Genomic DNA, 12,232 nt, shown 5'->3' with positions numbered 1-12,232 from the left:
CGACGACAAAGGGTGACGGCCGTAAGCAGGATGGTAGACCGGGACTCCAGGAACCCAGCGCGCACGAATGCGCCCTGCGTACAGCCGTCATAAAACGAAACAGCGGGTGCAAAAAGGTGTCAGCTGAGACGGATGGACGCTTGCACGTCCTAAGGTACTCGGGCTAGCAAACCCGAAAGGATGCAGCTATAGATCGGTGCCCACCTTTGCAACAGACCGCCACAACCCAAAGCAGGCATATTAGCTTCTGGATCAGTAGGTAGCCTCCGCCAGTCCTAAAATCGAGACGGCGGTTCATTTCCAGCTTTGATCTGTGAAAAGACATGGTCTGGATCTGCCTGGCACCAATATCTGAACAGAAGGCGAGGTTCGGTATCCCCAAAATACTGACTCAGGAGGCTCTCGGCGGGGATTAGCAATTTAGTTTCTGGCCATTGCTGAGCTAAAACACCTATGTGTTTGCCAGACGAACAAATAATCCACGTCGCCTTGCCTCCACTGATGTCAGGCAGGTAAGCCATACCTTGGATCGCTTCGAACAAAGCGCGCAGTGTTACTGCTGGATCAAGCCTGATTGATGTCCTGTGACTTTCCAGATCATCCCCTGCATGCACGCTATCCCGATCAATTTGAATGACCAACATGAATGTTCCTTTTTAGCGTTGTGAGATTACTAGAATGCCAGCGTAGGAATGCCAGCAGCTATCTGTCTACAGTCCGCTTTTGGCCGATTGCGGCCGTTAACCACCGGCAGCCTTGGGTCCGTTAGCGACGGCCGAAACCGTGTTTGCCCAGTAATCTCGAATCGCACTCGCCGCTGCGTTTTCTCCAGCATCACCGTGGTTGTTGATGACCCTCTATGAAGGACGGGCAGTTGTTTGTTCTTCTGCACCTTCAACTGCTGAACAGCCCGACAACCCCTCCAACTGCACATACTCAATGCGGTGCCGTCCGTTGTTTTTAGCCGCATAGAGCTGCTGGTCCACGGCTTTGATGAAGTCTGTAGGCCTGTCCCGCTCGTCTGGCACCACCGAGCCTGCGCCTATGCTGACAGTCAGGCGGTGGTCATGTGGCGATAGCGCATGCACGATGGACTGCTTGTGGATCAACCGCTGGCAGCGCTCAGCCACTTTACGCGCTACCTCGGCATCGGCTTCGGGCAGCAGCACGATAAATTCTTCGCCGCCATAGCGAGCCACAAGGTCGCGTGGGCCATCCAACGCCAAACTCAGGGTCTGGGCAATCGCTATCAAACATTTGTCGCCTTGAATATGGCCGTACAAATCGTTGTACTGCTTGAAAAAATCGACGTCCAACAACAGCAGCGACAATGGCCGGCGCTCGCGGCGCGCACGTTCCCACTCCAACTCGAAACAGCTGTCGAAGCGACGACGGTTGGCGATATTCGTCAGGCCGTCCTTGAACGAGAGCACCTCCAGTTCCTTCTGCAAACTCAGCAACTGGTCCTCGGTCTTCTTGCGTTCGCTGATGTCGAACATGAAGCCGATCAGTGCTTCGACTTCGCCCCTGTCATTGCGCACCACGTGCACAACGTCGCGGATCCACACATAGCCGTTGTCCTTGGTCAGCGCTCGGTAGTCCGCCTCATGGTCCACGCCAGCCTTGGATTGCGTCACGCAGAAGTTCACCACATGCTCGCGATCTTCTGCATGCATGCGCATTGCCCAGTCTTCCACGCTCACCCAACTTTCAGGGCTCCAGCCCAGCAACGCCTCGATCTGAGGGCCGATGTAGGTGAATTTCATCGAGGCCCAGTCAATCTTCCAGGGAATCGCCTTGGTCGACTCCAGAAGGGTTCTGTACACCTCACTGTCATTGACAAGCTCGCTTGCATCGGACATACACGATAGCCCTCGGAACCCTATGGATAAGCCACTTTAGCAGCCCTGGCAGGGCAAGTACTGCGTACCGAGCCAGGCGTTGGTACATTGCGACATGGAAGAGGTTGCGGGCACGCTGAAAGCCCTTCGTATTCTGCTACTCATCTGTTTTGGTCGTCAGATCACTGGCTACTTCCTTGGCCAGCGCCATAAACGCCCGGGCAGCCGCAGATTGATAGACATTCTTGCGCTGCATCAAGACCGCTGTGCGCTCTAGCCGATGCGGCCCCAACTCGACAGACACCAACTCTGGGTGCTCCTGCGCTATGGCAGCCGGCAGCAAGGTCGACAGCGTGGTTCTGCGCACCACCTCAATCAACGCACCAATTACATTGGCCTCCATCACCACACGCGGGCGAATGCCGTGCTGGTTGCAATAGCGGTCGATCTGTTCGCGGGTGGCGAACGTTTTGCTGAGCAGAATCAGCGACTGCGCATTCAGCGTCTCCAGGCCGACAGCCCGCGCCCCGGCCAGCGGATGTCGGCTACCAACGACCAGGGCAAGCGTTTCAACCAGTAGCGGATAGGCTTCGATGTCTGGCGCATGCACCTCATCAAACGCAATCCCCACATCCAGTTCGTCCCTCAGCAGCAGGTTCTCCATCTGCTCCTGGGCCAGTTCATGCACGTTCAGCGTGATGTTCGGGTAACGGCTGTGAAAGGCTTCCACCAACGGCCCGACCAGGTAGGTCGTGAAGGTTGGCGTCACCGCTATGCGCAGCGTTCCTCGACTGAGATCGCCCACATCATGGATCGCCCGCTTGCCTTCGCGCAGCTCCTGCGCCGCCCGCAATGCATAACGCAGGTACACCTGCCCGGCATCGGTCAGGCGTGTTTTGCGCCCTGAGCGATCGAACAACTGCGCCCCGAGGCTTTCCTCCAGCTGGCGCACTTGCTGCGACAGCGCGGGCTGCGAAACATGCAGTGCCGCCGCGGCACTGGTAAAGCCCTGATGTTCGGCGACCGCAAGAAAATACTGAATATGGCGCGCCAGCATGCCTGTACCTATAAGTTTATCTGATGAAGATAATCATATATGAGACTTTTACCTTATTGCACGGCCTCCGTAACCTTTGCCTCATCGCATCGCGAACCAACGGAGTCAACCATGCAAGACATCATCGACGGTTTCCTTAAATTCCAGCGCAATGCCTTTCCTGAACGTGCCGGCCTGTTCAAAGACCTGGCCAACCAGCAGAGCCCGCGGGCGCTGTTCATCTCCTGCTCCGACAGCCGGCTGGTGCCGGAGCTGGTCACACAGCGTGAGCCGGGCGACCTGTTCGTCATCCGCAATGCGGGCAACATCGTGCCGTCCTACGGCCCTGAGCCAGGCGGTGTGTCCGCCTCGGTGGAGTACGCGGTCGCAGCCTTGAAAGTCAGCGACATCGTGATCTGCGGGCATTCCGACTGCGGCGCCATGACCGCCATCGCCACCTGCAAATGCCTGGACAACATGCCCGCCGTGGCCGGCTGGTTGCGCTACGCCGATTCCGGTCGGGTGGTCAACGAGGCCCGCCAGCATGTCGACCAGCATGCCAAGGTCGCCTCGATGGTGCGCGAAAACGTCATCGCGCAGTTGGCCAATATCCAGACACACCCCTCGGTACGCCTCGCGCTGGAAGAAAAGCGCGTGACGTTGCATGGCTGGGTCTACGACATCGAAAGCGGCTGCATCCAGGCCTTCGACAGCCGCACCGGCAAGTTCGTGTCGCTGGCCGAAAGCCCTACCGCTTGCGTTGCTACCCACTAACCCTCGTTTCTACCCACGGAGATATCCCCATGATCCAATCACAAATCAGCCAAGACACTCGCCTTGCCCTGACCGACGTCATCCTGTTGGCCAAGGCCCGCAAAGACCTGTCGTTCGCTCAGATTGCCGAAGGCACCGGCCTGCACGAAGCTTTTGTCACCGCCGCCTTGCTTGGTCAGCACCCGCTGCCGGCCAACGCAGCCCAGGTGGTTGCCGACACCCTGGGCCTCGACGCCGATGCCGTGCTTCTGCTGCAAAGCATCCCGCTGCGCGGCAGCATCGGCAACGGCATTCCTACCGACCCGACCATCTACCGCTTCTACGAAATGATTCAGGTCTACGGCACCACGCTCAAGGCGCTGGTTCACGAGAAGTTCGGCGACGGCATCATCAGCGCCATCAACTTCAAACTGGACGTCAAGAAGGTCGATGACCCAGACGGCGGCTCCCGCGCGGTGATCACCCTGGATGGCAAGTACCTGCCGACCAAACCGTTCTGATCACCCCACCCATGGGCCCGGCGCTGCATGGCTGCCGGGCTCCATGTTCTTGAAAATGTGGAGGAGGGCCTCTGAACATGAAGGCGTTACCTGTACTGATAGCGGGCTTTTTCTGTGCTGCGGCGATGGCCGACGAACCGATACCGGTTGAGCAATACAGCTACGCCCAGCACCTGGACATCGCCCGCGTCATTTCCATCAGCGAAGTCGCGCACGTCTGCGCCGTGGTACCTGTGCTCATGACGTATGAAGACTCCAAGGGCCAGAAACACATTCTTGAATACCGAGTGATGGGTAAAGGCTGTTCCAACGGTTGAGCTGCCCATGGTTCGTTTTTTACCGATGCGCCTTGGGGCAGCATCATAGAGGGCCAACGTCATGGATCTGATCTTTCGCAATGTGCGCATCGACGATACAAAACCGCTGATGGACGTAGCGGTGCACCACGGCAAGATTGTCGAGATCGCGCCGACAATTTCAGTGCAGGCCGTGCAGGAAATCCAGGGCCACGGCCACGTGCTGATCCCGGGCTTTGTCGAAGGGCACCTGCACCTGGAAAAAGCCAACATCATGCACCGCAAGGCCAATCGCTCCGGCACGTTGAAGGAGGCGATAGCGGTTACCGCCGAGCTCAAACCCACGTTGACTCGCGACGACATTCTCGCGCGCTCCACTCAAGCACTACGTGCGTTGGTGCAGTCCGGCACTACCCACGTACGCGCCCACGCCGAATTCGACCCGGTGCAAGGCTTCACCGGCTTTGATGTGGTGCTGGAACTGCGCGACAAGCTGCGCGACGTCATCGACATCCAGGTGGTGGCCTTCCCGCAGGAGGGCATACTGAAACTGCCGGGCATGCAGGCAATGATGGTTGAGGCCATGGAGAAGGGCGCAGATGTAGTGGGCGGCATTCCCTACAACGACGACTCGGCCCATGACCACATCGACTATGTATTCAACCTGGCCAGGCGCTACGGCAAGGACATCGACTTCCATCAGGACTTCGCCGACAACGCCGAGCACATGACCATTGAGTACCTGGCGCGCAAGACCATCGAGCAAGGCTATCAAGGGCGCGTATGCGTCGGTCACCTGACCAGCCTGGGTGCCGTGGCGCCGCACAAACAGCGGGAGATCATTGCCTTGATTCGCGAGGCTGGCATCAGCGTCATGTGCCTGCCCGCCACCGACTTGCACCTCGGTGCGCGCGGCGACAGCCATGACGTGCGCCGTACCCTGACGCCGGTGCGGGCCCTGCGTGATGGCGGCGTGAATGTGTGCCTTGCCACCAACAATATTCGCAACGCATTCACCCCGTTTGGCACCGGCGACTTGCTCAACATCGCGCAATTGGCGATTCCGGCCTGTCACCTGGGCGGGGCGGATGACCAGGCCACGGTACTGTCGATGCTCACTGCCCATCCGGCGAAAGCGCTGGGGTTGAAGGATTATGGGTTGGTGCCGGGTGCGCCTGCTGACGTGGTGTTGCTGGAGACGCATTCGGTGGGTGACGTGATTCTCGACCTGCCCACACGGTTGATGGTGCTAAAGCGCGGGAAGATCGTGGCGACGTCGGCCTGTCAGCGTTCGGTGGCTTTCTGATCCAGTTCGATGCAAGCGACTGGTCGTGGGGAGCTGTTACTTCGCTCGCCCACCACCCGGCTCACCCCGCACGAACTGCCTGGCCGTTCAACATGAAGATACTGGTGAGCATAGGATCCATCCAAGCGGCCGTTACAGCCGCTTGAAATCGCCCTATCGACCACTGCTCACGGCTAGTTCTCGTAGCGCAGCGTGACGGCAAAGTTGCGGGGTTCGCCGTAATAGTTTCCGGTGTCCTGGCTGAAAATCGCGGTGTAGTACTTCTCGTCGAAAACGTTGTTGAGGTTCAACTGAACGCTCAGGTTCTGGTCGATCCGGAAGTTGGCATTCAAGTCCACAAGGTTGTAGGCACTCTGCGAAATACTGTTCAGGTACAGCTTGCTCTGATGGTACACGCTGGTCCCGACTCGCCATTGGTCCAGGCTACCTGGCAACTGGTAGGTGGTGGCGGCCTTGAACAGTCGCTGTGGCGAGTTCTCTGTGCCATAGGTGTCACCCTTCCTGCTACCCGCCACGTATTCTGGATGGCTGTAGGTGTAGCCCATGGAGGCATTCCACCCGGGCATCAACTCGCCCGAGACCTCGGCATCGAACCCGCGGTTTCGTACTTTGGCGCCCTCGGTGTAGCACCGCGAATCGCGCGTGGGCCCACACACGCGCCCAGCCTCGGGCACGACCTGCGCAAGGCCTGTCTGATCCACCTGGAACAGCGCCAGGGAGGTATTGAGCCTGCCATCGAACAGTTCGTTTTTTACGCCCACTTCGTAGTTGCTGCCCGTTGTGGGTGCGAGCAGTTTGTTGTCGACGCTGTAGTTGCTCTGCATCTTGTAGATCTCGGTATAGCTGGCATACACCGAGGTAGTGTCATTGACGTCGTAGACGATGCCGCCGTAGGGGATGATCTTGCGGTTTTCCCTGAAGCGGTCCGTCTCCCACGGGCCCTGGGTGTCGTAGTCGACCCAACTCAAGCGGCTGCCCAGAATCACGTGCAGATCATCGAATGGGTTCAGGCGAGTGGCTGCATAGATCCCCTTGTCCTTGCGCACATGTCGACTGGGCGTCAGGCTGCCGACTATCTGCGGTTTCGGGAATGTGGAGGTATCGAAGTCCAGAATGTCGACGATAGGGTTCACGCTGGACGAGCCTGTGACGTATTGCAGCCTGTCACGCCGCAAGTTGGTACCGATCACCACCTCATGCTTGCGCCCCAGCAGGTTGAACGCACCGTTGAGCGCCGCGTCGAGATTGATCTGTTCATCATCGTAGCGGGCGCTGTTCGGCCAGTACTGCATCGTCGAGTCGGTGTCCCTGGTGTGGTACCCAACCTGAGCGAGAAAATCCGAATTGGACCAAATCAGGTTGGTGGCGACGGTGAGGTTCCAGTCCTCATTGAAGCTGTGCTTGATATCGGCAAAGACGTTGCGGTTGATCTTGTCCAGGTACGCCCACTTTCCAGCGAACGACTTCGACCGCGAGAAGTTGTATGAGCTGCCATCCAGGTGGGTAGGCAAACCGCCCCAATCGTAGCCGCCACTGTTGTCCTGCTGGAAGGACGCCCCCACTGCAACCGTGGTCGAGTCATTCAGGTCGACTTCGCCGATGGCGTAGAACAGTTGGTTGTCCTTGTCAGCGTAGTCCTGATAGCTGTTTCGACTGTTGTACATCAGGACCGTACGGCCACGCACGGTGCCCTCTGCGTTCAAGGGGCCGCCAACGTCGAGTTGCGTGCGGTAGTTGTCCCACGAGCCAGCACCGATCTCTGCCTTGAGCCGGTATTCACGTGTCGGTCGCTTGCGAACCATGTTGATGGCCGCAGACGGATTACCTGCCCCTTGCATCAGGCCATTTGCGCCTCGGACAATCTCCACCCGGTCATACATGGCCATGTTGTTCACCGACATGACGTCCATCGAGAAGCTTTCCGTGACGCTGCTCGGCAGGCCGTCGAATTGCAGGTCGTCGACCTGGAACCCTCGCGAGTAGTAAAGCGGACGCTCAGTGCCGAACCCCTTGACCGTGCTGATGCCCGTGGCTGCCCTTGCAACGTCTTCCAGGGACTGCATGTTCTGGTCGTCCATCTGCTGACGCGTGACGACGCTGATCGACTGCGGCGTTTCGCGCAGCGAGAGATTCATCCGCGTCGCTGTGGTGGTGTTACCTGTGGTGTACGACCCCGAATCCTCGGTGATGGCGCCCAGCCCCGAGCCTGTCACGTTGGTCGCGTCCAATTGCAATGAACCCGACGGTGCAGCCGGCAGCAGCACATAGCTGTTGTCCCCACCTGCAACCGCCTGCAACCCGGACCCGCTCAGCAACACGGCAAAGCCCTGGTCGATGCTGTAGCGGCCATTGATGCCCCGGCTCTGCTTGCCTTCGGTCAGCCCGTTGTCGAACGACAGCACCACGCCTGCTTCGGTGGCAAAGCTGTTCAGCACAGTGGCCAGCGCCCCGGCTTCAATGGCAAATTCCTGCTGATGCAGCGTACGGGCTGTTACCTGGCCTTCAGCCGCGTGGCCAAGTGCTGGAGTGGCCATCAACAACGATGCGCCAAGTAGGGCAAGGCATAGCGCGCTTGGGGTGTTCAACGTGGCGGTGCAGAAGCCTGGAAGGGGATGCTGCATGCTTACTCCTGATGCGGTTGTTGGCATTTTGTGAGGTGTCTGCAAAAGGAGTCGCGTAGCCGAGAGGAAAGTGACAACGCGTTTCGAAATTTTTTCCTGGCCTGATTTTCACGGCCAGAAGTCGATTGCTCTCAGGCCATCATTTCACTATATTGCGATTAATTCTTATTCACTGTTTGGCCTGGATATGCCGTCTGGCAACCTTATCGCGACCCTCTACAACGACCATCAACCCTGGCTCATCAGTTGGCTGCGCAAGCGTACCGGGTGTTCCCAGGCGGCGGCAGACTTCGCCCAGGACACCTTTGTTCGCGTGCTGCTCGCCGAGCGCCGTGAACCCCGGGCGGCCATGCTCAATGAGCCTCGGCATTTTCTGGTAACCATCGCCAAGCGGGTAATGATCGACAGTTTTCGCCGTCAGTCGGTGGAGCGTGCCTATCTGGAAGTGCTCGCCGCGCAGCCCGAGTCGTTCGAGATTTCTGCCGAAGAACAGCTTTCGTTGCTCCAGACACTTCTGGAGCTGGATCGCATGCTTGACGGCCTGGGCGTGAAGGCCAAAACGGCGTTCCTGATGTCGCAAGTGCAAGGGCTGACCTACCCTCAAATCGCCGAGCACCTGCAGGTGTCCGCCAGCTCGGTAACCAAGTACATGGCCCGGGCCACCGAACGCTGCCTCCTGTACCTGGTGGACAATCCGTGGTGACCACCGACGCCCAGCGCCAAGCACTTCGCCATGCGGCGCAGTGGTTCGCGCAGCTGTGCGCGAACCCTGAAGACGCGGCGCTGCGCGCGCAGTGGCAACGCTGGCACTGCCGGAGGGCGGAGCATGAATGGGCATGGCAGCAGTTGACCGAATTGCAGGCGCGCCTGGGCGGCATGCCGCAGCAGTTGGCCTGGAACGTCATGGAAAAGTCCACGCTGCGCGAAAGCGGCCCGAATCGCCGCACGCTACTCAAGGGGCTGTTGCTGGGCGCCGGCGCCAGTTCATTGGCATGGCAGGGATATGACGTTGCGCCCAGATGGATGGCCGACCTCAGAACGCGCACCGGAGAACAGCGCCAAGTGGCTCTTGCCGACGGCACCCTGCTGGTGTTGGATACCGATACCGCGCTGGATGTACTGTTCAATGCCAGCACGCGCTTGCTGGTGCTTCGGGCGGGGGAGGTCCATGTAACCACCGGCAAGGACTCACGTCCGTTGCTGGTGCGCAGTGCACAGGGTGATCTGCGCGCATTGGGCACTCGCTTCGCCGTGCGCCAACTCGACGGGCTGACACGCCTCAGCGTCTACCAGCATGCCGTTGCGGTCCGTCCTGAGCAGGCTGAAGGCGAGGTCGTGATCGAGCAAGGGCAATCGGTGACATTTGATCGTCAGCGACTGTTTGCCACGCAGCCATTGAAAAAAGGCGAAGAGGCCTGGGCTCAGGGGCGGCTGGTAGTGGAGGGCTGGAGGCTGGATACACTCATCAACGAGTTGCAGCGCTATTGCCCCGGCTATCTGGGCTGCGCCTCGGAGGTCAGCCACTTGCGGGTGTCGGGCTCGTACTCGCTTGGCAACATCGAGCTGACATTGAACACTATCGCCCGTTCGTTACCCATCCGAATCCAGCAGATTACCCGTTACTGGACGCGCATCCTGCCGGTTTGATGATTTACGACTTTCGAAGGCCGGTGGCTCAGACATCGGCTCGCACGGTCCGCTTTTGGCACCACTGCCGCTCGGCCAGCAACTCACCCACCGAGCGGCAACCCGTTTCACACGCCAGCTTCGCCTATTTCAACGGAACGTAGATATCCGTCTGCCATTGATCCTGCGGTGTTTCGGGAAACACGCTCAGGTAATGGAAGAACAACGGGTGATCCCGTAGCTCTTCGTTACTGGAGGGTAGCCAGTCGCGGTAAAGCGGGTAGATGGATTCTCCGATGTAGTCAGGCGACCCCGTATGGCGAATCACGGCGCAACGCCCTGCCGGGATGACCCGTTCATGCACGCCGAATTCGTTGGGCAGCACGGCCTCGTCTATCTCGCCGCAAATCGCGAACCTGAAGGCCTCTGCGGGCGTGGTATCGGGATTGTCATAGGGGATGCCAAACGAGCGGCTCACGGCCACTGGCGACTGACCGCTCTGCATGCGCCACTGACGAAAACGACTGACGCTTTGACTGACGAGGCCGGGCGCCCCGCAATGTTCAAGCGCCGCCACGCGGGTTTCGGCGAACGTCACGATACGGATCTGCATGGTGATACTCCTGGAAAAGTGAGGGACAACGAAGACCGCATTCCAGACCTGCCAGCTCGGTGCCTTGGCGAACGCACTCGGCGCCATGCCAAAGGCGCGCCTGAACGCCCTTGAAAAGGCCTCGGGGCTTTCGAAGCCAGCACCCAGTGCTGTCTCCAGCACGGACTGACCCGGTGAACCGACCAATTGATGCGCAGCGCGCCGAAGCCTCATCAACTGCACATACTGTGCAACCGGCACGCCTACATACGCCGTGAATTGCCGGTGAAAATGAAACACCGAGAAGTTGGCGACGCGGCTCAGTGCACTCACCGAGAGATCGCCCTCGAGGCAGGTATCGATATAGGCGAGTACGGCGTCGAACCGTTTTGCGTAGGCATGGCTGTTGCTTGAGTCGGTCACCGAACAAAACCTCCTGAAGATGCGGTGAGCAATAGCATCCGCCTTTGCCCCCTCGTCGTGCCTAGCCGGGTTTGCTCTGATAGGGGTTGCTGCCCCTATGCAAGCCGAGCCAGTTCCCGCGCCACCATCGCCGCCTGCTGTGCACTGGCAACATTGGTAAACCCCATTACCAGCCCGTGCCTGGGCGCACCTGCCAGGTACCACTGCGATAGCGGCTCCACCGCCAGCCCGGCGGCCCGCGCGCGCTTGGCCAGTTTTACATCGTCCACGCCGGGCAAACCGGCTACCAGGTGCATGCCGCCTGCCTGGGTATCGATCAGCAAACGCTCGCCCAACTGCTGCTGCAATGCCTCGATCAGCCATTGCCGGCGCCGGGCGTACAGATTGCGCATCTTGTTCAGGTGCCGCGCAAAGTGGCCTTCGTTGATAAACGCCGCCACGGTGGCCTGCAGCAGGTGAGGGCAGTGGTTGTGCAGCCGGTCGGCCTGGCGGGCGAAGGCCTCGCACTGCTGCGCCGGCACCACCAGGTAGGCCAGACGCAAGCCGGGGAACAGCACCTTGCTGAAGGTGCCGGTGTAGAGCACGCGGCCCTGCTGGTCGAGGCTCTTGAGGGCGGGCAGGGGCTTGCCGCGGTAACGGTATTCGCTGTCGTAGTCGTCCTCGATGATCCAGCTGCCTTGCCGGTTGGCCCACGCCAGCAGCGCCAGCCGGCGCGGCAGCGACAGCGACACGCCCAGCGGGCTCTGGTGGGTGGGGGTGACCACGGCAAAGCGCGCATCCACCGCGCGGGCGATGCCCTGTTCCACATCCAGGCCCTGGTCGTCCACGCTGACGGGCACCAGCTGCGCGCCGGCTTCCTGCAGGGCGTTGCGGGCCATGAAGTAGCCGGGCTCCTCCAGCCAGCAGCGGTCGCCCGGCTGCATCAGCGTATGGCAAATCAGGTCGAGGCAGGCGCGATAGCCGGCGCACACGAACACCTGCTCGGGGCGGCAGGTGATGCCCCGCGAGATGCCCAGGTAAGTGGCAATCGCCGCCCGTAGCGGTGCGTGGCCGCGTGGGTCCGGGTACACCAGGCTTTCCAGGCCGCCTTGACGCAGTTGCCGGCCGGCCAGCCGCGTCCACAGCTTGCGCGGGAAGGCGTCCAGGGCCGGCAGGCCCATCTGCAAGGGCAGTGGCAGCTCGCCGGAATGGGTGGTCGGGTAGGTGCTGGCGGATAC

General features: G+C 60.0%; 12 protein-coding genes. 6 read left to right on the top strand and 6 right to left on the bottom strand.

The features are described 5' to 3' along the window. Positions 1-275 precede the first annotated feature (275 nt). From JZZ72_RS21875 to cynR, 3 genes are all read right to left on the bottom strand, one after another. Positions 276-644, bottom strand: a complete 369-nt coding sequence (locus JZZ72_RS21875; RefSeq protein ID WP_210015141.1) for a hypothetical protein — start codon at positions 642-644, stop codon at positions 276-278. Between the two features lie 213 nt (positions 645-857). After that, positions 858-1,862 carry a sensor domain-containing diguanylate cyclase gene (locus tag JZZ72_RS21870; RefSeq protein ID WP_210015140.1) on the bottom strand — a complete coding sequence of 335 codons (1,005 nt, stop codon included), beginning with the start codon at positions 1,860-1,862 and terminating at the stop codon, positions 858-860. Positions 1,863-1,998: 136 nt separating this feature from the next. Next, positions 1,999-2,898: a transcriptional regulator CynR gene (cynR, locus tag JZZ72_RS21865; protein WP_210015139.1), complete on the bottom strand. Its 900-nt coding sequence runs from the start codon at positions 2,896-2,898 to the stop codon at positions 1,999-2,001. A gap of 111 nt (positions 2,899-3,009) precedes the next feature. Between cynR and JZZ72_RS21860 the strand changes: the two genes are divergently transcribed. The 4 genes from JZZ72_RS21860 (at position 3,010) to JZZ72_RS21845 (ending at position 5,753) form a co-directional block, all read left to right on the top strand. After that, complete coding sequence (locus JZZ72_RS21860) at positions 3,010-3,651, top strand: carbonic anhydrase (RefSeq protein WP_054914637.1); 642 nt, start codon at positions 3,010-3,012, stop codon at positions 3,649-3,651. A 29-nt stretch (positions 3,652-3,680) separates the two neighbouring features. After that, on the top strand, positions 3,681-4,151 hold the full coding sequence (gene cynS / locus JZZ72_RS21855; RefSeq protein WP_043861410.1) for a cyanase: 471 nt from the start codon (positions 3,681-3,683) through the stop codon (positions 4,149-4,151). Positions 4,152-4,228: 77 nt separating this feature from the next. Next, positions 4,229-4,468, top strand: coding sequence for a DUF2790 domain-containing protein (locus JZZ72_RS21850; RefSeq protein ID WP_210015138.1), 240 nt, complete (start codon positions 4,229-4,231; stop codon positions 4,466-4,468). A gap of 61 nt (positions 4,469-4,529) precedes the next feature. Beyond that, positions 4,530-5,753 (top strand): amidohydrolase family protein, encoded by a 1,224-nt coding sequence (locus JZZ72_RS21845; protein WP_210015137.1) that lies wholly within the window; start codon positions 4,530-4,532, stop codon positions 5,751-5,753. A gap of 173 nt (positions 5,754-5,926) precedes the next feature. On the opposite strand, the gene JZZ72_RS21840 is transcribed toward JZZ72_RS21845, so the two are convergent. Beyond that, positions 5,927-8,374: a TonB-dependent siderophore receptor gene (locus tag JZZ72_RS21840; protein ID WP_236066313.1), complete on the bottom strand. Its 2,448-nt coding sequence runs from the start codon at positions 8,372-8,374 to the stop codon at positions 5,927-5,929. Positions 8,375-8,561: 187 nt separating this feature from the next. On the opposite strand from JZZ72_RS21840, the gene JZZ72_RS21835 reads away from it, so the two are divergent. Then, positions 8,562-9,077, top strand: coding sequence for a sigma-70 family RNA polymerase sigma factor (locus JZZ72_RS21835; RefSeq protein ID WP_054914633.1), 516 nt, complete (start codon positions 8,562-8,564; stop codon positions 9,075-9,077). Continuing rightward, positions 9,074-10,021: a FecR domain-containing protein gene (locus tag JZZ72_RS21830; protein ID WP_210015136.1), complete on the top strand. Its 948-nt coding sequence runs from the start codon at positions 9,074-9,076 to the stop codon at positions 10,019-10,021. The genes JZZ72_RS21835 and JZZ72_RS21830 overlap by 4 nt, the downstream gene beginning before the upstream one ends. A 124-nt stretch (positions 10,022-10,145) precedes the next feature. On the opposite strand, the gene JZZ72_RS21825 is transcribed toward JZZ72_RS21830, so the two are convergent. Continuing rightward, complete coding sequence (locus JZZ72_RS21825; RefSeq protein WP_088514997.1) at positions 10,146-11,015, bottom strand: AraC family transcriptional regulator; 870 nt, start codon at positions 11,013-11,015, stop codon at positions 10,146-10,148. 95 nt (positions 11,016-11,110) lie between these two features. Then, positions 11,111-12,232: MocR-like pyridoxine biosynthesis transcription factor PdxR (pdxR, locus tag JZZ72_RS21820; protein ID WP_210015135.1), on the bottom strand; the 1,122-nt coding region annotated here is incomplete at its 5' end.

Origin of the sequence: Pseudomonas palmensis, from assembly GCF_017848315.1 — a bacterium.
GTDB classification, from domain to species: Bacteria; Pseudomonadota; Gammaproteobacteria; order Pseudomonadales; family Pseudomonadaceae; genus Aquipseudomonas; species Aquipseudomonas palmensis.
This window is presented reverse-complemented; position numbering and strand designations above follow the sequence as displayed.